General features: G+C 50.7%; 19 protein-coding genes and 2 tRNA genes. 19 read left to right on the top strand and 2 right to left on the bottom strand.

The window, feature by feature from the left end; all coding sequences use genetic code 11:
* Window positions 1–339 precede the first annotated feature (339 nt).
* Window positions 340–1170 (bottom strand): deoxyribonuclease IV, encoded by an 831-nt coding sequence (locus tag WMO41_RS00540; protein ID WP_349228126.1) that lies wholly within the window; start codon window positions 1168–1170, stop codon window positions 340–342.
* A gap of 293 nt (window positions 1171–1463) precedes the next feature.
* On the opposite strand from WMO41_RS00540, the gene WMO41_RS00535 reads away from it, so the two are divergent.
* The 16 genes from WMO41_RS00535 to WMO41_RS00460 all read left to right on the top strand — a co-directional run bounded on the left by WMO41_RS00535 (window position 1464) and on the right by WMO41_RS00460 (window position 16208).
* Window positions 1464–2630, top strand: a complete 1167-nt coding sequence (locus WMO41_RS00535) for an aminotransferase class I/II-fold pyridoxal phosphate-dependent enzyme (protein WP_177291331.1) — start codon at window positions 1464–1466, stop codon at window positions 2628–2630.
* A 195-nt stretch (window positions 2631–2825) separates the two neighbouring features.
* Entirely contained in the window at window positions 2826–3671 is an 846-nt protein-coding gene (truA, locus tag WMO41_RS00530; RefSeq protein WP_349228125.1) for a tRNA pseudouridine(38-40) synthase TruA, read from the top strand.
* Between the two features lie 96 nt (window positions 3672–3767).
* Complete coding sequence (locus WMO41_RS00525; protein ID WP_494338404.1) at window positions 3768–4943, top strand: cation diffusion facilitator family transporter; 1176 nt, start codon at window positions 3768–3770, stop codon at window positions 4941–4943.
* Between the two features lie 95 nt (window positions 4944–5038).
* Window positions 5039–5569: a sigma-70 family RNA polymerase sigma factor gene (locus WMO41_RS00520; RefSeq protein WP_177291422.1), complete on the top strand. Its 531-nt coding sequence runs from the start codon at window positions 5039–5041 to the stop codon at window positions 5567–5569.
* 6 nt (window positions 5570–5575) lie between these two features.
* Window positions 5576–7060, top strand: coding sequence for an anti-sigma-I factor RsgI family protein (locus WMO41_RS00515; RefSeq protein WP_349228123.1), 1485 nt, complete (start codon window positions 5576–5578; stop codon window positions 7058–7060).
* A gap of 72 nt (window positions 7061–7132) precedes the next feature.
* Window positions 7133–7204, top strand: a tRNA-Gln gene (locus WMO41_RS00510).
* Window positions 7205–7233: 29 nt separating this feature from the next.
* Window positions 7234–7305: transfer RNA gene (locus WMO41_RS00505), tRNA-Gln, on the top strand.
* 188 nt (window positions 7306–7493) lie between these two features.
* Complete coding sequence (locus tag WMO41_RS00500) at window positions 7494–8222, top strand: acyl-[acyl-carrier-protein] thioesterase (protein ID WP_349228122.1); 729 nt, start codon at window positions 7494–7496, stop codon at window positions 8220–8222.
* 68 nt (window positions 8223–8290) lie between these two features.
* Window positions 8291–9124 (top strand): S1-like domain-containing RNA-binding protein, encoded by an 834-nt coding sequence (locus WMO41_RS00495; RefSeq protein WP_177292759.1) that lies wholly within the window; start codon window positions 8291–8293, stop codon window positions 9122–9124.
* Window positions 9125–9134: 10 nt separating this feature from the next.
* Window positions 9135–9725 (top strand): methyltransferase domain-containing protein, encoded by a 591-nt coding sequence (locus WMO41_RS00490; RefSeq protein ID WP_177292760.1) that lies wholly within the window; start codon window positions 9135–9137, stop codon window positions 9723–9725.
* A 78-nt stretch (window positions 9726–9803) separates the two neighbouring features.
* Window positions 9804–10655, top strand: a complete 852-nt coding sequence (locus tag WMO41_RS00485) for a YitT family protein (protein ID WP_349228121.1) — start codon at window positions 9804–9806, stop codon at window positions 10653–10655.
* 146 nt (window positions 10656–10801) lie between these two features.
* Window positions 10802–11890, top strand: coding sequence for a helix-turn-helix domain-containing protein (locus WMO41_RS00480; RefSeq protein ID WP_177292762.1), 1089 nt, complete (start codon window positions 10802–10804; stop codon window positions 11888–11890).
* 2 nt (window positions 11891–11892) lie between these two features.
* Window positions 11893–12579 (top strand): cell division ATP-binding protein FtsE, encoded by a 687-nt coding sequence (gene ftsE / locus WMO41_RS00475; RefSeq protein ID WP_349228120.1) that lies wholly within the window; start codon window positions 11893–11895, stop codon window positions 12577–12579.
* A complete protein-coding gene (ftsX, locus tag WMO41_RS00470; RefSeq protein ID WP_349228119.1) occupies window positions 12569–13477 on the top strand; it encodes a permease-like cell division protein FtsX in 909 nt (302 codons plus the stop codon). Before ftsE ends, ftsX begins: the two co-directional genes overlap by 11 nt.
* Window positions 13478–13503: 26 nt before the next feature.
* Entirely contained in the window at window positions 13504–14769 is a 1266-nt protein-coding gene (locus tag WMO41_RS00465; RefSeq protein ID WP_349228118.1) for a murein hydrolase activator EnvC family protein, read from the top strand.
* A gap of 95 nt (window positions 14770–14864) precedes the next feature.
* Window positions 14865–16208, top strand: a complete 1344-nt coding sequence (locus WMO41_RS00460; protein WP_349228117.1) for a S41 family peptidase — start codon at window positions 14865–14867, stop codon at window positions 16206–16208.
* Between the two features lie 86 nt (window positions 16209–16294).
* Here WMO41_RS00460 and WMO41_RS00455 read toward each other — a convergent pair whose 3' ends face one another.
* Window positions 16295–17065, bottom strand: coding sequence for a DUF134 domain-containing protein (locus tag WMO41_RS00455; RefSeq protein ID WP_349228116.1), 771 nt, complete (start codon window positions 17063–17065; stop codon window positions 16295–16297).
* A 165-nt stretch (window positions 17066–17230) separates the two neighbouring features.
* On the opposite strand from WMO41_RS00455, the gene WMO41_RS00450 reads away from it, so the two are divergent.
* From WMO41_RS00450 to WMO41_RS00440, 3 genes are all read left to right on the top strand, one after another.
* A complete protein-coding gene (locus WMO41_RS00450) occupies window positions 17231–17968 on the top strand; it encodes an ATP-binding cassette domain-containing protein (RefSeq protein ID WP_177292438.1) in 738 nt (245 codons plus the stop codon).
* The gene (locus tag WMO41_RS00445; protein ID WP_349228115.1) at window positions 17968–18891 is read left to right on the top strand and encodes a SufB/SufD family protein; all 924 of its coding nucleotides are present in this window, start codon (window positions 17968–17970) and stop codon (window positions 18889–18891) included. Before WMO41_RS00450 ends, WMO41_RS00445 begins: the two co-directional genes overlap by 1 nt.
* A 161-nt stretch (window positions 18892–19052) precedes the next feature.
* Window positions 19053–20159: a hypothetical protein gene (locus tag WMO41_RS00440; protein WP_349228114.1), complete on the top strand. Its 1107-nt coding sequence runs from the start codon at window positions 19053–19055 to the stop codon at window positions 20157–20159.
* Window positions 20160–20166 lie beyond the last annotated feature (7 nt).

Raw genomic sequence — 20166 nt, 5'->3', positions numbered from 1 at the left:
AATATGGGGACGAAACTGAATAAGGTCCGGAAATGAAAGAGACCGACTTCCTTTATTTTCACATATCGTTGTTTGCTTGCTCTCACAACACGTGTTCGCCTGTGTCGGATTAGCATCCGCCACATTCGGACACGTGTGATCGAGATGCAAACAACCTGATATGCTGAAAATACCGGAAGTCGGTCTCATTCATTTCCTGCTGTATTGGCTCCGCTAGGAAAAGAGTAGTGGCTGCAGGCATGTATTGGCTCTGCAAAAAATAAATCGCAATCAGAACGACACTGATAAAGCCAGGAACTTCGGACTCTAATGATTGTTACTTAAAATTTTATTGCAGATTTATTTTGCGTGCTCCCGCATCAGCGCAATCTCCTTCGCGTACCCGTCCAGCTCATTCGGGGTTTCCAGGTAGAACGGCAGATCCTTCAGTGCCGGGTGTTGCACGACGCGGATGAGGGCTTCTTTTCCAATGCAGCCTTCCCCAATCTTGGCATGGCGGTCTTTGTGGGCGCCAAGGGGATTTAAGCTGTCGTTTAAGTGGATGGCGTGGAGGCGGCCCAGACCGATCACGCGGTCAAATTCGGTGAGCACTTCATCCAGATGATTTGCGATGTCGTAGCCGCCGTCCCAGACATGGCAGGTGTCCAGGCAGACACCCAGGTGGCTGTTTAACTCCACGCGGTCGATGATCTCGCGCAGTTCTTCAAAACGACCGCCGACCTCGCTTCCTTTTCCGGCCATGGTTTCCAGAAGTACGGTGGTGGTCTGTTCTGGCTTTAAGATAGTGTTTAACATTTCCGCAATGTAGGAAATGCCAGTCTCCACACCCTGTTTTACGTGGCTGCCTGGGTGGAAGTTATAGCAGTTTCCCGGTGTGTATTCCATGCGCAGCAGGTCATCGGCCATGGTGCGGCGGGCGAAGTCGCGGATTTTCTCATCTGCGGAGCAGGCATTTAAGGTGTAGGGAGCATGGGCGAGAATGCGGTTAATTCCGTGTTCTTTGGCAAAGGCCAGAAAAGCGGACACATCCTCCGGGTCAATGTCCTTTGCTTTTCCACCCCGGGGATTGCGGGTGAAGAACTGAAATGTGTTGGCATTTATTTTTACAGCATCCTTTCCCATGGCAAGATAGCCGCGGGATGAGGAAAGATGACATCCGATGGTAAGCATGAACGGGATCTCCTTTTCATGAAAAATTTTTGTTGGGAATGTTTTGGGTGATCGCATAAGAATGCGGACCGGAACATTCCTTTTTACTATAGAGGATATACACGGAATTGTAAAGTTAGTCGAGACTTTTCCAAAAAACTGTGGTAGAATAAGCCTAATCTTTTTAGAAAAATATGGTAACTGTGAGGGTACTGAACAGTTACAAAATATGGATATGGGTACAGGGCAATTTGGAGTTTGCGCAACGCGCAAACTCTAACGAATGTGTGCCAGAGTTACGGAGGAGAACAATTATGAAATTCGCAGAGAGAATGAACCGGTTTGGAGAAGGTGTTTTCTCCAGACTTGCAGAGATCAAGCGTCAGAAGCTGGAAGCAGGAGAGAGTGTGGTGGATTTAAGCATTGGTGCGCCAAACATTCCGCCGGCAGAGCACATTCTGGATGTACTCTGCAAGGAAGCAGCCGATAAAAATAATTACATTTACGCCATCAATGACCAGAAGGATCTGTTACAGGCCGTTTCCCAGTGGTATGAGCGCCGCTACGGTGTGAACCTGGACCCGGATACAGAAATCTGTTCCCTGCTTGGTTCCCAGGAGGGCCTGGCACACATTGCCATGTCCATTGTGGATGAGGGGGAGCTGGTTCTGGTGCCGGATCCGTGTTATCCGGTCTTTGCGGATGGCCCGCGTCTGGCAGGCGCAGAGCTTTACTATATGCCGCAGAAGAAAGAGAACGGCTATGTGATCCGCCTTTCTGATATTCCGGAGGAGGTGGCACAGCGTGCGAAGTTTATGGTGGTTTCCTACCCGAATAACCCAACCGCGGTTATGGCACCGGATTCTTTCTATGAAGAACTGATTGCTTTCGCAAAGAAATACGACATCATTGTTCTCCATGATAACGCTTACAGCGAACTGGTATTTGACGGAAGACACTGCGGAAGCTTCCTTCGCTTCCCGGGCGCGAAAGAGGTCGGCGTGGAGTTTAACTCCCTTTCCAAGACCTATGGTCTGGCAGGCGCGAGAATTGGCTTCTGCGTTGGTAATCCGGAGGTTGTGAAGCACTTAAAGCTGTTAAAATCCAATATGGACTACGGTATGTTCCTGCCGCTGCAGAAGGCAGCCATCGCCGCCATTACCGGGGACCAGTCCTGTGTGGAGACCACCCGCGCCGCTTATGAGAAGCGCCGCGATGTACTCTGTGACGGCTTAAGTGCCATTGGCTGGAAATTCCCGAAGCCGGAAGCAACCATGTTTGTGTGGGCTCCGATCCCGGAATCTTTCACAAGCTCTGAGGTGTTTGCGGTGGAACTCGTAAAGCGCAGCGGCGTCCTGGTAACACCGGGCAGTGCCTTTGGACCGTCTGGTGAAGGCTATGTGCGCATGGCTCTGGTGCAGGATGAGCCGGAGTTAAAGCAGGGCATTGCGGCAATTGATGCCTGTGGAATCCTGAAATAAAAAGGAACAGTTACAGGAACAGTCACAACTGGAGAAAACGGAACGCAAAGAGAATTGCTTCATGACAGCACGGGGAAGAATCGGCTGCAGGCTGGGTGTAAACGGCCGCAGCGAGGGTACTGTCATGGAGCAATTATTATAGTTCACACAGCGGGTGAACAGCAGGATGTAATTTTGCAGAGAGGCAGAGAAACCATGAGTCAGAATTATAAAATGATCATACAATATGAAGGCACACGGTATGACGGCTGGCAGAAGCAGGGCAATACGGAGAATACGATCCAGGGCAAGCTGGAAAAGGTGCTGGAGCGCATGACTGGTTTTCCGGTGGAGGTGCATGGCTCAGGCCGTACGGACGCGGGCGTGCATGCAGCAGGACAGGTGGCGAATTTCCATCTGCCGGATAGCTGGAAGCCGGATACAGCGGTGGAACATGAGTCTGTAGCGGATGAAAGACAGCGTGAAAAGTCAGAAGCAGCTCGTACAGCAGATGGAAGAAACGAAGTGATCGCTGCATGGATCAAGGCTTATCTGAACCAGTATCTCCCGGATGACATTGCCGTAACCGAACTGACTCCCGCGCCGGAGCGCTTTCACAGCCGCTTAAGTGCCGTGAAAAAGATCTACACTTACCGGATTGAGACCGGGGCAAAGCGGGATGTATTCTCCCGCAGAACCTGTTACGGACTGGGGCAGGCGTTGGATGCAAAGAAGATGCAGACGGCAGCGGACCTGCTCTGTGGAACCCATGACTACAAGAGCTTCTGCGGCAATAAAAAAATGAAAAAATCCACAGTGCGGACCATTTACCGCATCATGGTGAAACAGGAACCGGGCAGCAGCCTGGTAAAGCTGGAGTTTGAGGGAACCGGATTTTTGCAGAATATGGTGCGGATCCTGACCGGGACTTTGATCGAGGTGGGCCTTGGAAAAAGGGATGCAGGCAGTATGCCGCAAATTCTTGCGGCACTGGACCGCCAGGCGGCCGGATACACGGCACCGGCAGAGGGACTTTGCCTGCAGCAGGTGTTCTATTCATAATAAGATATATTTTGGGGGAAATCTGTATGCGATGTGAGAATGCTTTTCGGAAGCAGGTGCATTGATATATGAGGAAGGTAAGGCGCAATAAACATGATGATGGATTTATTGGTAAGACGATTTGTAAAAGATTATGAAAATGTGGAGAACGCGAAGGTGCGGACGGCTTACGGTATGCTGGCCAGCATTACGGGAATCTGCTGCAACCTGCTGCTGTTTGGCGGTAAGCTGTTTGCGGGACTGCTGGTAAACAGTATCTCCGTGATGGCAGATGCCTTCAACAACTTATCCGACGCGGCGTCCTCCATCATTGGATTTGTCGGGGTGCGCATGGCAGAAAAGCCGGCCGATGAGGAACACCCCTTTGGCCACGGGCGCATGGAATATATCGCGGCCTTCGTGGTGGCCTTTCTGGTCATCCAGGTCGGTTTTTCCCTGTTAAAGACGGCGGTGGGAAAGATTCTGCACCCGGAGACTTTGAGCTTCAGTGTACTTTCGGTTGGGATTCTGGTGTGTTCCGTGCTGGTCAAGCTGTGGATGGCATCCTACAACCGGAAGCTGGGAAAGAAGATCAACTCCACAGTGATGATGGCAACAGCAGCGGATTCCCTGGGGGATGTGTGCGCAACCTCAGCGACGATCGTATCCCTGCTGGTGTTCCGTTTCTTCCATATCAATATAGACGGAATCATCGGTCTGGTGGTTTCTGTGCTGGTTCTGATCGCAGGTGTGAACATCGCGAAAGATACACTGGCCCCGCTTCTGGGACAGGCCATTGAGCCGGAGGTTTACCACCGGATTTCCGGGTTTGTGGAGAGCTATGACGGCATCATCGGAAGCCATGATCTGATCGTGCACAATTACGGCCCAAGCCGCAGCATGGCCTCTATTCATGCGGAAGTACCGAGCAATGTGGATATTGAAGTTTCCCATGCGGTGGTAGATCAGATTGAGCGGGATGCGCTGAAAAAGCTCGGCATTTTTCTGGTCATCCATATGGACCCGGTAGAGACGGACAACGAGCTGGCGGCCATTTTAAAAGAGATGACCATTGATGTGATCCTGCATCTGGATTCCCGCCTGACCCTGCATGATTTTCGCATTGTACAGAGTCCGGCCCGCATTAACCTGATCTTTGATCTGGTGGTGCCGCGGGAATACACGAAGCAGATGCGGGAGGAGCTGACCCGCCAGGTGTGCGAAAAAGTGCGGGAGAGGGACAGCCGCTGCGCCTGCAACATCACAGTGGAAAACAGCTACCAGCAGGAATAGGAAAGAACTGGAAGTGTCAGAAACTGAAAAAACTGTCATTTTTTTGCAATAAGAATTACCGGGAACGCATTAAACTATAAGGAAGGAACAGTCGATTGAATCAAGAGGAACTTTTAAGACAGGTAGCGTTTGGTGACCGGGAAGCCTTTCACCAGCTTTATCTGGAGACAAACAGGAGTGTCTACAGCTTTATCCTGTCTATCCTGAAAAATCCGCAGGATGCGGAAGAGGTTTTGCAGGAGACCTATCTGAAAATCTGGACTTCTGCCGGAAGCTACAAGCCGCAGGGAAAACCTCTTGCCTGGATGTTTACCATTGCCAGGAACCTGTGTTATATGAAGTTTCGGGATCAGAAACGCATGGCAGACGTGGGACTGGATGAACTTTCCGGTGAGGAAACAGGGGAGCCGTGTGCGGAACTGGAACATATGACAGATGCCATGGTGCTGAAGGCAGCGCTGGAAATATTAAAAGAAGATGAACGGCAGATCGTGCTTTTGCATGCGTCTGCCGGGTTAAAGCACCGGGAGGTTGCGGCAGGCCTGGGCCTTCCGCTGGCTACGGTTTTGTCCAAGTATAACCGGGCCATGAAAAAGATGCAGAATTATTTAAGAGAGGGGGAGTGAGTGCAGATGAAACCGGAACATCAGAAACGGGAAATGAGCAGCCAGGAAATCGAACAGCATTTGAAGTCCGCGGTCGATGCGCTCGCTCCGGATATTTTTGACCGGCTTGATCTTTCTGTGCCGCAGCAGAAACCGGAACAGGACAGCGGACGGGACAAAATCGTAAGTTTGCAGCGGCGCATGCGCGGCATGGCTGTGGCGGCAGCGGCCTGTCTCTGTCTGGTAACAGCCGGGGGCGGCGCTTGGCATTACCAGTATCAGAACCGCCAGATCGATTCCGTGATCGGCATTGATGTCAACCCAAGTGTAGAGCTTTTCATCAGCCGTAAAAACCGCATTTTAAAGGCAGAGCCCCTGAATGCGGATGCGGAGTCCATTATGGAAGATATGGATCTGAAGGGCGTGGAACTGAATGTGGCGGTCAACGCCGTGATTGGTTCTATGGTAACCCACGGTTATCTGGATGATCTGGACAATGCCATTCTGGTTACCGTCAGCAATGACAGCATCAAAAAGGCAACGGCCCTGCGCACCAGCGTGGTGGAGGATATTGAGCAGACATTGCAGGAAAACCAGGTAAAGGCAGTGGTTTATGACCAGCAGGTCATTGAGGAGGACGCAGTCCGCAAACTGGCGGATACTTACGGGATTTCCTACGGCAAAGCCTATTTTTTAAAGGAGCTCATCAGCCAGAATGAGAATCTTACCGAGGCGGATATGGAGCGCCTTTCTACCATGAATATGAAAGAAATTGCCCGGGAGATTGCAAAGGATTCCCTGAATCTGGGTGAGTTTGCGGATCGGGCAGAGAATCCGCAGGATTCGGAAACAGAACAGGAAAATCGTACCGGAGCGGATCCGGAAACAGAAGGGAATGTGGATGACAGCACGGACTCAGAAGCAGACAGCACGGAAATGTCAGAAGAGACGAAGGAAAGCAGTACTGCTGTGGAAAGTGCTTCCGAACCAGAAACTTTGGCAAAACCAGAGACTGAGCCGGAAACCGAAGAGGAAATCCGTCAGGGCCGCGTGAAGATCGATTACGTGGATTATGAAGACGGTTCCATCTACATTTATTTTGAAGATTATGTCCGCTGGAAGAATCCGACGGTCTCTGTGCGGGATGAAGATGGCAATTCTTACTCGGCTATGGTAGATGAGACGGAGAGCGACAGCTGTATCGTGGAAGTGAGTGGCCTGGAGGATGGAAAAACCTACAGCTTTGTCCTGGGCGGCATTACCAGAAAGGGCGACAGCACGGCCACCACGGTGAAGGGATATTTTGACACACCGGAGATTGCGGATGAACTGAAGACATCGGAACCGTCTGATGAGGAAGAAGAAACAGAACACGATCCGAAGAACAGCCAGAAACAAAATCCGAATACGGAATCCGAAACGGAGACCAGCACGAAAGAAAACGATCAGAATCATGCTTTCGAAGACAGTGGTAAAGCGGAAGAATCAAAGCTGCAGGGGACAGAAAATTAAAAAAATAAATTTTTTAAAAAAAGTGCTTGACCAAATCGACACTATCGTATATAATAATCCTCGTTGCAGCAATGGGCTATCGCCAAATGGTAAGGCAACGGACTCTGACTCCGTCATTTCAAGGTTCGAATCCTTGTAGCCCAGTTCAAAAACTTCATATCCGATTTGATTATTGGGCTATCGCCAAATGGTAAGGCAACGGACTCTGACTCCGTCATTTCAAGGTTCGAATCCTTGTAGCCCAGCTGTTTAAAAGGCTTCCGAATTTCGGAAGCCTTTTGTTGTATATACATTGTGCAAACAGAAAACGATTTTCCTGCATTCTTTTACGGAAAAACAGTTGTGAATCCCAGAAGAATGTGAGATAATAGGGAACGATTTCTATTAAAAAAGGGTTATGATGGAACCAGTGTGCCATAAAGGAGGGCAAATCATGTATTCTTTTGACAGCAGAGTGCGTTACAGCGAGGTAGATGAGAACCGGAAGCTTTCCCTGACCGGAGTGATCAATTACATGCAGGACTGCTCCACGTTTCAGTCGGAGGACTTAAACATGGGAATTGATTATCTCACAGAGAAGCACCGTGCATGGCTGTTATCCTCCTGGCAGATTATTGTGGACCGTTATCCGAAGCTGGGAGAGCGCATTGTGGTGAGCACCTGGCCGTATGATTTTAAGGGTATTTACGGATACCGTAATTTTACAATCCAGGACCCGGAGGGGCATTACCTGGTGCGGGCCAATTCCAACTGGTTTTTCTTTGATACGGAGCACGGAGTACCTGTGCGCGTGGGCGAGGAAGACATCCGGGGATACGGCGTGGGACAGGAGGAAAAGCTTCCCATGGATTACGCGCCGAGACGGATCCCGCTTCCGGCTGAGTATGAGGAATACCCGGCCATTGCGGTGGCGGCACACCACATCGACACCAACCATCATGTGAACAATGCCCAGTACGTGGAAATCGCGCGAGAGGTATTGCCGGCAGGACTTATCATCCGGGAACTCCGGGTGGAGTACAAGAAGGCGGCAGTCCTCGGCGACCAGATCATTCCCCGCGTCAGCGTGGAAGATGAGTGCTATACAGTAGCACTGTGCGATACAGAAGGAAAGTCTTACGCAGTCGTGTGGCTGCGGACAGGCGTTGCTGTACACGGGTAGGCGCAACGCGTGAGCAGCAAACAGATAACCAGCCGGTTGTGAAGGAACGACCAGAAAGAGAGAACCAGATGATTGAATTAGGAAAGATACAGCCCCTTGTAGTTCAGAGAGAAAAAGAATTCGGAGTGTATCTTGGCGAGAAGAAAGACGATAAGAACTCTGTACTTCTGCCGAAAAAACAGGTGCCGGAAGGCACAAAGGTGGGCGACAGCCTGGAGGTATTTGTATACAAGGATTCCCAGGACCGCCTCATTGCAACCACCAACCGCCCGAAGCTGCAGGTTGGGGAGACTGCCGTACTGACAGTCAAGGATGTAGCAAAGATCGGCGCATTCCTGGATATGGGACTGGAAAAAGATCTGCTGCTTCCGTTTAAAGAGCAGAATCATAAGGTGCGTCAGGGTGAGAACTGCCTGATCGCTCTTTATGTAGACAAGAGCCAGAGACTGGCTGCCACCATGAACGTGTATTCCTACATGAGCGCGGAGTCTCCTTATAAGAAGGATGACAAGGTGCAGGGAACCATCTACGAGATTAATGAAAATCTCGGCGCATTTGTGGCTGTAGACAACCGCTATTACGGACTCATTCCAAAGAAGGAGCTCTACGGAGATTTCCATCTGGGGGATGTGATCGAGGCCCGGGTGGTAAAGGTGCGTGATGACGGCAAGCTGGATTTAAGCCCGCGTCAGAAAGCCTACATGCAGATGGATGAGGATGCCGAGCTGGTATTAAAGGTCATTGATGAGTTTGACGGCGTGCTGCCGTTCAACGACAAGGCAAGACCGGAGACCATCATGCGGGAGTTCAAGCTGAGTAAAAACGCTTTTAAGCGTGCAGTCGGCAAATTACTGAAAGAAAATAAAGTCCGTATTACGGAGAAAACCATAGAGAGAATATAGGAGGATAGTTTTGGACACGATAGAATACTATAATAAGTATGCGTCGCGAATTTTTGAGGATACAGTAGACCGGGACATGGAGCCGCAGCGGGAGGAGTTTTTAGAGGAACTCCGGGAAATCGACGGCGACACCATCTTAGATCTCGGGTGCGGCTCCGGCCGCGACAGCCTGGCTTTTTACGAGCAGGGCTTTGATGTGACCCCGTTAGATGCATCGGAAGAGATGTGCAAGCTGGCGGAGATCCACACCGGCCTGGAAGTGCTGTGCATGGATTATGAGGACATGGAGTTTGACGATGCGTTTGACGGCATCTGGGGCAATGAAGCCCTCATCCATGTGCCGGAGGACGAGCTGCCGGGTATCCTGGAAAAACTGACCGAGGCGCTGTGCCAGAACGGAATCTTATTCCTTTCCTTCCAGGAAGGGGACTTTGAGGGACAGAGAAGCGGCCGCTATTTCTGTGAGTATACACGGGAAGAACTGGAGCGCATTCTGACTGAAACCGGACGTCTGGAAATCTTAAAACTCTGGACTACGGAGGACGAAGACAGGGAAGAAGGAGACAAGCTTCTCAATGTACTTGCGAAAAAGATTTCCTGACCGAACAGACGCATACCTGGCGCAGCAAAATGGGCGAATAAAACAGTCTGTGCTTTGCCGGTGTGACAAGGAGGTATTATGGGAGTCAGGGGAAGGTCTCCGGTTCGGGATTATATTCTGATCCTGATCGGAGCGTCAATTATGGGGTTTGCGATCAAAAACATTTATGATCCCATCGGGCTGGTCACGGGAGGGGCCTCCGGTGTGGCCATCATCTTAAAGAAGCAGTTTGGCGTGCCACTGTGGCTGACGAACACGGCCATCAACATTCCGCTGTTCGCGGCGGCAGCAAAGCTGAAGGGCTGGAGCTTTATCAAGCGGACACTGCTGGCTACGGTCACGCTGTCTGTTTCCCTTTACGTGATTCCGGAGATGCCGTTTCTGATGGATGATCTGTTTTTAACGGCACTGTTTGGCGGACTGATCACCGGAGCCGGGGCAGGCATTGTGTTTGCCTGTCAGGCGACCACCGGCGGAACCGATATGCTGGCGGCCATCATCCGGCGCTGGCTGCCGCACTATACGCTGGCCCAGATTCTGCAGGTTCTTGACGCGGCCATTGTTCTGATCGGCGCGGGAATCTTTGGCGTTACCTATGCGCTGTACGCGCTGATCGCCATTTACGCGGTTTCCAAGGTGTCGGACGGAATCATTGAAGGTATGAAATATTCCAAGGTAGCCTACATCATCTCGGATAAGAGTGAAGAAATCGCCGCAGCCATCTTAAAAGAGCTGGAGCGCGGCGTGACAGCCTTGGATGCAAGGGGAATGTACTCCGGAAACCGGAAGAATGTCCTGTTTTGTGTTGTATCGAGAAAAGAAATTGCACAATTAAAGGAGCTCGTAGTTGGTCATGATGCACAAGCTTTTGTCATCGTAAGCGATGCGAGGGAGGTTTTGGGAGAAGGTTTTATTGAATATAGACAATAAAACCTCAAAAAAGGCAGGCAAGTATTGGATACTTGCTTGCTTTTTTCTGCGAAGTGCATTAAAATATACGATATGGGTCCTTTCAGGTTTGTGCGATTTTACAAAACGGGGCGGTATTACGAAATTAGGATTAAGGAGTGAATATTATGATTTCAAACCAGATTCTTCAGACAACCATTGATGGACTGAAGGGGATCACCAGAATTGATCTGTGTATCTGTGATACGGAGGGAAAGGTGCTGGCTTCCACATTCCCGGAGGCGGAAGAGTACGAAAATTCCATTCTTTCCTTCGTGGAATCACCGGCAGACAGCCAGGTAATCCAGGGATATCAGTTCTTCAAGGTGTTCGATGAGCATCAGCTGGAGTACATTCTGCTGGCCAAGGGCAGCAGTGATGATGTCTACATGGTAGGCAAGCTGGCAGCGTTCCAGATCCAGAATCTTCTGGTAGCCTACAAAGAGCGTTTCGACAAAGACAACTTCATCAAAAACCTGCTTCTTGACAACCTGCTGTTAGTAGATATCTACAACCGCGCAAAGAAGCTGCACATTGAGACCAACGTGCGCAGAGTGGTCTTCCTGATTGAAACCAAGCAGGAAAAAGACGTGAACGCCCTTGAGACCGTCCGCAGCTTGTTTGCTACCAAGACCAAAGATTTCATCACTGCGGTGGACGAGAAGAACATCATTCTTGTAAAAGAAGTGAAGCCGAACGAGGACTACGCGGATCTGGAGAAGACCGCCAGCGTCATCCTCGACATGTTAAGCTCTGAGGCTATGACCAAGGTGCGCGTGGCTTACGGTACTGTAGTCAACGACATCAAGGAAGTATCCCGTTCCTACAAGGAAGCAAAGATGGCTCTGGATGTCGGCAAGATCTTCTACAACGGCAAAAACGTGGTTGCATACGGAACCCTGGGAATCGGCCGCCTGATCTATCAGCTGCCGCTGCCGCTGTGCCGCATGTTCATCCGCGAGATCTTCGACGGCAAATCCCCGGACGAGTTCGACGAGGAGACCTTAACCACCATCAACAAATTCTTTGAGAACAGCTTAAATGTATCTGAGACATCCCGTCAGCTCTACATCCACAGAAACACCCTGGTGTACCGTCTGGATAAACTTCAGAAGAGCACCGGACTGGATCTGCGTGTCTTTGAGGATGCCATCACCTTCAAGATCGCGCTGATGGTTGTAAAGTACATGAAATACATGGAGAACCTGGACTATTAATTATGATAGAAATTCGTAATATAAGCAAAACATATGACAATGGAACCAAAGCACTGAAGGACATTGACATCCGCATCCAGGACGGAGAGTTTGTCTTTATCATGGGACGGAGCGGATCAGGAAAATCAACCCTGATCCGCCTTCTGCTGAAAGAGGCAGAGCCTTCATCGGGACGCATCATCGTTAACGATATGGACCTTCAGAAGATGCCGCGCCGTTACATACCGAAATACCGCCGCCGTCTTGGCGTGGTGTTTCAGGACTTCCGGCTTTTAAAGGACCGGACCGTATTTGAAAATGTAGCATTTGCCCAGCGGGTGGTAGGTGCTTCCCCCAGAAAAATCCGCGAAGAGGTTCCACGCATGCTGAAGCTGGTGGGACTTTCCTCCAAGTACAAATCCTTTCCGCATCAGCTTTCCGGCGGAGAACAGCAGCGTGTGGCCATTGCCCGCGCCCTCATCAACCGTCCGGAGGTACTTTTAGCCGATGAGCCGACGGGAAACCTGGACCATGAGAACGCAACGGAAATTATGAAGCTTCTGGAGCGGATCAACGCGCTTGGAACTACGGTTGTGGTCGTAACCCACAGTCAGGAAATTGTAGATCAGATGGGCAAACGTGTCATCACCCTGAATAAGGGACGTCTGGTGAGTGACGAGAGAAAGGGTGGATCGGACCGTGAAGATTAGTACATTCTGGTATTGCATGAAAGAGGGCATGAAGAATATATGCAGAAACATCTGGTTTTCGCTTGCTTCTGTGGCGACGATTTCTGCATGTATTTTTTTGTTTTGCCTGTTTTTTTCCATCATTGCCAACATCCAGTATATGGTGAAGCATGTGGAGAGTAACGTGGGCATTACGGTGTTGTTTGATGAAGATATGACAGAGCAGGATATTCAGGGGCTGGGTGAAGTCATTCATCAGCGCCCGGAAATCCGGGAGATGTATTACATTTCCGCGGAAGATGCCTGGAATTCTTTTAAGGAAGAGTATTTTGCAGGCCACGAGGAGCTGGCCGAGGGCTTTGCGGAGGACAATCCTCTGGCAGGTTCCGCTTCCTATGAAATCTTTTTAAACGATATTACCCAGCAGGATGAGCTGGTTGCTTATCTGCAGAGTTTGGACGGCGTGCGCCAGGTCAATTATTCCAACTCGGCGGTGGCCGGATTTTCCGGATTCAACCGGGTGATCGGTGTGTTATCTTCCCTGATCATTGGTGTGCTTCTGGCAGTATCCCTGTTCCTGATCAACAACACCATCTCGGTGGCTGCGGCATTCCGCAGACAGGAGTGCCAGATCATGCGCCTCATCGGTGCCACCAATTTCATGATCCGTGCCCCGTTCATTGTGGAGGGCGTGATGATCGGACTGATCGGCGCGCTGATTCCGTTAGTAGGAAACTATTTCCTCTATACAAAAGGAATCGTATATCTGTCTGAGCGGTTCCATGTGCTGTCTAACCTGTTTTACTTTGTTCCGGTTGGAGAGATTTATCCGCTGATGATCGGCGCAGCCCTGATCCTTGGTGTGGGAATCGGATTTTTCGGAAGCTTTTTCACCATCCGCAAGTATATGAAGGTGTAATGATGCATAGAAACAAATGGAAAAGAATGCAGAAGCGTATGCTGGCTGCGGTGATGGGCATGGTGCTTGCCATGTCCTCATTCCAGACGGCCTACGCGACGAAGCAGGATGTGGAGGCGGCCAAAAAGAAGGTCAGCTCCATTGAGGAAGAAAAGAAAAAGGTACAGGCTACCATCAAGAACCTGGAAGGCTTAAAGAATGACGCGGCAGCGTATATTAAAGAGCTGGACGGCAGCCTGACGAAACTGGAAGGGGAACTGGATCAGCTTTCCTCCCAGATCGGTACCAAGGAACAGGAAATCGCCGATACCGGTGTGGCACTGGAACAGGCGAAAGAAACAGAAAACAAGCAGTATGCGGATATGAAGCTGCGCATCAAATACATGTATGAGCAGGGAAATACCAGCTACATTGATATGCTGTTTCAGTCCGAAGATATGGTCCAGCTCATGAACCGGGCGGAATATATCAACAAAATTTCCGATTATGACCGCAAAAAGATGGATGAGTACGAGGCAACCCGCCAGACGATTGCGGATGAGGAACAGAAATTAAAGGATGACCGGGAAGCGCTTCTTACCATGCAGGAGAAAACAAAGGCAAAGCAGGAATCGGTTAAGACCCTGCGCGCCCAGAAAAATAAGGAAATGCAGAGCTATGCCGGTCAGATCGATACCGCCCAGAGTCAGGTAGACCAGTATAACGCAGACCTGGCAGCCCAGGAGAATAAGATCAAGCAGATCGAGGCGGAGATCAAGCGCAAGGAAGAGGAAGAGCGCAAGAAAGCCGAGGCGGCTCGCAAGGCAGAAGAGGAAGCACGCAAAAAGGCGGAGACAGCGGGAAAGAAAGTTTCCGCGACCGATAAAGCCGCTTCGTATAATGTTGCCAGTCTTGGGAATATTAGCTTTAAGTGGCCGTGTCCGTCCAGCGGGCGGATTTCCTCCGGATTCGGAAGCAGAACCTCACCGACCAAGGGGGCGTCCAGCAACCATCAGGGCATTGATATCCCGGCATCCACCGGAGCAGCCATCACGGCAGCGGCATCCGGTACGGTTGTAGTATCTACCTACAGCTATTCCGCGGGAAATTACATCATGATCAGTCATGGCGGCGGTGTATACACCGTATACATGCACTGTTCCCAGCTTCTGGCATCGGAAGGCCAGACTGTGAAGCAGGGACAGACCATTGCGAAAGTAGGATCTACCGGTTATTCCACCGGTTCGCATCTGCATTTTGGCATCCGTTCCGGCGGGCGCTATGTAAATCCGCAGTCCTATGTAAGTCCGTAAAGCAGCTGTTTTACAGTTGCAAAATGCCGCGGGCAGGGCTGTGGAAGCAGCACATGGCCAGCAGGCGGGAATCATAAACAGACGAGGTGACATCATTGGAGAAAGAAAATAAAGGCAAGTCAAAGTTTTGGAAAGGCGTCTTAGCAGGTTCCCTTGTAACTGCTTTGGCAGGTTTTGGCATTGTGGGTGTGGCAACCGGTATTTCTGTGATCGGGCGCACCGTGATCGAAAATCAGGCTCAGAATACGACGGCAGAGGGCTCTGGCAGTGATGCCGTTCGAACCCAGGTAAATTTAAAACAGGTGGACGCAAAGATTTCCGTGCTTCAGCAGATCATCGACCGGTATTTCCTGTTCGATGAGGATGCGGAGCAGATGGAAACCGGCATCTACAAAGGCATGCTGGCCGGGCTGGATGACCCGTACACGGTTTATTACACTCCGGAGGAGTACAGTTCCCTGACAGAGGAGACCAGCGGTGTATATTGCGGCATTGGCGTACTGGTCAGCAAAAATGTGCAGACCGGGGCAGTGACAGCGCTCCGCGTTTTCCAGGGCTCCCCGGCAGAAGAGGCGGGCATGCAGAAGGGTGATATCATCTATAAGGTGAAGGATGTCTCTGCGGCAGAGGAAGAACTTGACATTCTGGTGCAGGAGTACATCCGCGGTGAGGAAGGCTCCTATGTGGATGTGACAGTCCTTCGTGGAACCGAAGAGATTCCGCTTCACATTCAGCGCCGTATGGTCGAGGTAGCTACGGTAGAGCACCAGATGCTGCCGGATCAGACCGGATATGTAGAAGTAACCCAGTTTGATACCGTGACGGCAGAGCAGTTCATCTCCGCGGTTTCGGATCTGGAGCAGCAGGGGATGGAGCGCCTGGTCATTGACCTGCGAGACAACCCGGGCGGCGTGGTAACCTCCTGCGTGGAGATGGCAGCCTATGTTCTCCCGGAAAACCAGCATGATGGCACCATTCTTTCTACCGCCACCAAGACCGGACAGGAAGAGCGCTACTACTGTCAGGACGGCGAGACCCGCCATGATGTGCGGGGCAGCAGCATGGAAGACGGAGAATTCCCGAAAAAAGATGATCATGAGCTGAATGTGCCGATTGCAGTGCTCATCAACGGACAGTCCGCCAGCGCGGCAGAGGTATTTGCGGGCGCACTGCAGGACTACGGCGCAGCAACCCTGGTGGGAACCACTTCCTTCGGAAAAGGCATTGTGCAGAGCCTGATCCCGTTAACCGACGGCTCCGCAGTCAAGATCACCACCGCCCACTACTACACCCCAGCCGGACATGACCTTCACAAGAAGGGGCTGACTCCGGATGTGGAAGTAGAACAGAAACTGGATGAAGACCTCATTGGGCAGTATGATGTTCCGCTGGATCGGGATAATCAGGTGCAGGCAGCGATTGAGGCGCTGAATAAATAAAAATTGATTGTATCACAGAAAATGCCGGACAGGCGCCAAATGGCGCCGCCCGGCATTTTCGCTACTTTATAATATTGTTGTTGGATTTAATGACAGCTGTGTTCTCCGCAGCTATGTCCCTCTCCCTCATGGTCGTGGTGGCTGCAGTGTACGTCCGGGTTATAGCCGAGGTTTCCGGCTAACAGTGCGTTGACTGCTTCGTCTGCGTTTCCGTTTACGCCGCCGTAAAGCCGGATTCCGGCCTGGGCCAGAGCGCTCTGGGCGCCGCCGCCGATGCCGCCGCAGATCAGCGTATCTACATTATGCTCCACAAGGAAGCCGGCAAGCGCGCCGTGACCGCTTCCGTTGGTGGAAACTACTTCGGAACCTGTTACAGCGCCATTTTCCACCGTGTAAAGTTTAAACTGCTCTGTGTGTCCGAAGTGCTGAAACACTTCTCCATTTTCATAAGTGACCGCAATTTTCATAATAACCTCTCCTTTTTGATGTCGTAGATTAGAAACAGGGAGGACAGGGTCAGCCACAGCCATATGACACCCGCATTGCTGGCAGCGTGAATATTCCCGGCCTTCACAGATGCGGTAATTGCCTCCGGCAATGATGAGCCGCTTTCCATTCACAATACACTGTGCCAGCTTATAGCGGGCGCTTTCGTAGATTTCCGTGACAGTGGTACGGGAAATATCCATCTGCGCGGAGCATTGTTCATGGGTTTTCTTTTCCAGATCGACCAGCCGGATTACTTCGTATTCATCCAGGGTCAGGGTGATGATATCATCGTTCTGTCCGTTTTCCGGGCAGAACGAAACATACTGCGGCGTGAAACAGATCCGCCGGCATTTTGGGGGTCTTGGCATGTGAAATCCTCCTTGTTTTCGACATATGTCGATTATAACTCGCAAAAAAGAAAAGTCAATACATAAACACCTGTTATCCGTAGGATTTTAGGAGTAAAGATTGACAGATCTGTTTGATTGGGGTACTATCCAATGTGGATATACTATAGAAGAGGTGAAAATCACATGTTGAAGGTAGATAACCTCACATTCGAAGTGAATGAAGAGGGCAGAAAACGCTGTCTGGTCAATCATGTCAGCTTTCAGGTTGCGGATGGCGAAATGTTAGTGATTACCGGCCCGAACGGCGGCGGTAAATCTACGCTGGCTAAGGTGCTGGCTGGAATTGAGAATGCAGATGAGGGCCAGATTTTTCTGGATGAGGAGAATATTTCCGGTTACGATATTGATCACCGTGCCAATGCGGGCATTGGCTACGCGTTCCAGCAGCCGCCGCGCTTTAAAGGCATGACCGTGGCAAGAATGCTGTCTCTGGCAGCGGGAAAGGAACTGACGGAGGCTGAGAGCTGCAGGCTGCTTTCCGCGGTCGGACTTTGTTCCGCAGATTATTTAAACCGTCAGATGGATGGCACGCTTTCCGGTGGTGAGATGAAGCGCCTGGAGATTGCGACAGTGCTGGCAAAGCCGCATAAGGTCAGCATTTTTGATGAACCGGAGGCTGGTATTGATTTATGGAGCTTTTCTATGCTGATCAAACGGTTTGAGGAGATTCACAAAGAGAAAAAGGAAAGCCTGATCCTGATTTCCCATCAGGAGCGTATCATTCGCATGGCCGATAAGATCATGGTGATCGAGGACGGAGAGGTGAAACAGTATGGAAGCCGTGATGAGGTGCTTCCGACCCTGTTTACACGGGAAAGCTGCGGCAGGTGCGCGAATGGACTGGAAGGAGGTGTCTGCTGATGGCACAGATCAACGAGACAACCCAGGGTGTTCTGGACCAGATCAGCGAGGGCTTTGCACAGAAGGGTGCTTACAATCTCCGCCAGAATGGCGTATCTATCTGCCATGGAGACAGTGAGCACATTAAGATTCGCAAGAAAGAAGACAAGCCGGGTATTGATATTCTGATTGATGGCGATACAAAAGGAGAACGGGTTTTTATTCCGGTGGTGGTCAGTGTTTCCGGCATGACCGATCTGGTTTACAATGATTTCTATATTGCGGATGGTGCGGATGTGACGATCGTGGCAGGCTGCGGCATTCACAACAGCGGCTGTAACGAGAGCCGACATGACGGCATCCATACCTTCCATGTGGGCAAGAATGCCAATGTCCATTACGAAGAGAAACATTATGGCGAAGGCAATGGAACCGGAAGCCGTATTTTAAATCCGGTAACCAACATTGAAGTGGGAGAGAATTCCGTATTTACCCTGGACACAGTTCAGATCAAGGGTGTGGATTCCACGGTCCGTAATACCAATGTTTCCATGGAAGCAGGATCCAAACTCTATGTGATCGAGCGTATCATGACCGATGGAAAACAGCATGCGGAGTCCAACATGGAGGTCTGCATGAACGGAAGCGGTTCCTCCGCGCAGATCGTATCCCGTTCTGTGGGAAAGGGTGAGTCTTCCCAGGTGTTCCATCCGAAGGCCGTCGGCAACGCCAAATGCCATGCGCATATCCAGTGCGATTCCATTATCATGGACCACGCGAGAGTCGGTTCCATCCCGGAAATCCAGGCGAATCATGTGGACGCGGCCATTGTTCATGAGGCGGCCATTGGACGCATCAACGATGAACAGCTGTTAAAACTCCGCACCCTTGGCATGACTGAGGCAGAGGCGGAAAATGTGATCATTGAAAATTTCTTAAGTTAATATTCTGTTGTCGGAACAGGGGCGAAAAATCTATCGTGGTGGATTTTTTACCCCTGTTTTAATTGTCAGGAAAATAACCGCTTCCTTTCGTGGAAAATATCGGAATCTTATGTTATACTAGGAGAAAATGCGTTAAAAATGCTGTAAGGAGGTGCCATTTTATGATGCAGCGAATCTGTCCGGTGTGTGACCAGGTCATGAAGCACGCCCATTACTGCAGCGCGTGCCATTCCTGGGTGAAGGACCCGGTGTACATGAATGTGACCTATTATCTGAATGAGCGCCATCCGAAAAATGAGGCGCACTGCAGCTATCACAACGGAGAGCAGGAAGCCGTAAAGGCCGGGATCGGCAAACAGAGGGCAATGCCGTGGAAACTGGGAAACACGGGCAAACATGCCAGAAAGAACGTGACTCCGAATCAGCCGGGGCGAAACGCTGCTGCTGGACCAAAGGCGTCAGACAGCAGGAACAGGCGTGCGCAGACAGATCAGGCACAGTGGCAGACCAGGGCAGGCACAGCGGGGCAGGCAAAGCCGGTTGTGAAAAAGGCAAATCCGGTCAAAAAGCTAATCATTTTGTATATTGTTCTGATGGTTGTGATGTGGCTTTTCCGGATGGTGAGTGGTGTGGCCAGTTCTTTTATTGATATCACCAGCAACGTGTTTGACAGCGTGAATGGGGCAGACTACCGGGAACTGACGGATGAGGAAGCAAAGGATTATGGCGGTCCCTGTACCGATGAAGCGCATTTTGCTGTTACAATCGAGGATTTGCAGACTCCGATGCAGGAGCTGATCCATACCTATCCGCTCCCAGTGACCGGCACCGATACCTATTCCCACAATACGGTGTATTCGGATGAGACTACCTGGTTCTCTTCCACAGATACCTATTATATAGAAGCAGAAGACACATATGCGTATGTGGATTTTGATTATGACACAGCCACCGGTCAGCTGCATCAGATTTACTTATCTGTCCCGGGACGGGGGTCTGCCGCGGATATGACGAAACAGTTTCTTCTGATGTTAAACGATGCGGACGCATGGGACAGCGAACAAAATCAGCGTTCGGATGCGGCAGATTTAGATGAGCTGTATGACCGGATGATGGATTTTAGCGTGACACAGACCGAAGGATTCTGGCGTGGAGCCGGCATCAATGCGGAATTTCCGAGTGCAGAGAATGAAAACTGCAATGTGTGGATTTATCCGGACAGAAGCAGCGACAGCTACAGCTATGGAGAAAATACCGACAGTCTGTAAAGAAAAA

The organism is Ventrimonas faecis, assembly GCF_040096075.1.
Lineage (GTDB): Bacteria > Bacillota > Clostridia > Lachnospirales > Lachnospiraceae > Brotaphodocola > Brotaphodocola faecis.
This window is presented reverse-complemented; position numbering and strand designations above follow the sequence as displayed.

Bases quoted from the DNA above. Each gene is read 5' to 3' on its own strand.
- WMO41_RS00540 (WP_349228126.1), bottom strand. From the start codon at position 1,170: ATGCTTACCATCGGATGTCATCTTTCCTCATCCCGCGGCTATCTTGCC.
- WMO41_RS00535 (WP_177291331.1), top strand. From the start codon at position 1,464: ATGAAATTCGCAGAGAGAATGAACCGGTTTGGAGAAGGTGTTTTCTCC.
- truA (WP_349228125.1), top strand. From the start codon at position 2,826: ATGAGTCAGAATTATAAAATGATCATACAATATGAAGGCACACGGTAT.
- WMO41_RS00525 (WP_494338404.1), top strand. From the start codon at position 3,768: ATGATGGATTTATTGGTAAGACGATTTGTAAAAGATTATGAAAATGTG.
- WMO41_RS00515 (WP_349228123.1), top strand. From the start codon at position 5,576: ATGAAACCGGAACATCAGAAACGGGAAATGAGCAGCCAGGAAATCGAA.
- WMO41_RS00500 (WP_349228122.1), top strand. From the start codon at position 7,494: ATGTATTCTTTTGACAGCAGAGTGCGTTACAGCGAGGTAGATGAGAAC.
- WMO41_RS00495 (WP_177292759.1), top strand. From the start codon at position 8,291: ATGATTGAATTAGGAAAGATACAGCCCCTTGTAGTTCAGAGAGAAAAA.
- WMO41_RS00485 (WP_349228121.1), top strand. From the start codon at position 9,804: ATGGGAGTCAGGGGAAGGTCTCCGGTTCGGGATTATATTCTGATCCTG.
- WMO41_RS00480 (WP_177292762.1), top strand. From the start codon at position 10,802: ATGATTTCAAACCAGATTCTTCAGACAACCATTGATGGACTGAAGGGG.
- ftsE (WP_349228120.1), top strand. From the start codon at position 11,893: ATGATAGAAATTCGTAATATAAGCAAAACATATGACAATGGAACCAAA.
- WMO41_RS00465 (WP_349228118.1), top strand. From the start codon at position 13,504: ATGCAGAAGCGTATGCTGGCTGCGGTGATGGGCATGGTGCTTGCCATG.
- WMO41_RS00455 (WP_349228116.1), bottom strand. From the start codon at position 17,065: ATGCCAAGACCCCCAAAATGCCGGCGGATCTGTTTCACGCCGCAGTAT.
- WMO41_RS00450 (WP_177292438.1), top strand. From the start codon at position 17,231: ATGTTGAAGGTAGATAACCTCACATTCGAAGTGAATGAAGAGGGCAGA.
- WMO41_RS00445 (WP_349228115.1), top strand. From the start codon at position 17,968: ATGGCACAGATCAACGAGACAACCCAGGGTGTTCTGGACCAGATCAGC.
- WMO41_RS00440 (WP_349228114.1), top strand. From the start codon at position 19,053: ATGATGCAGCGAATCTGTCCGGTGTGTGACCAGGTCATGAAGCACGCC.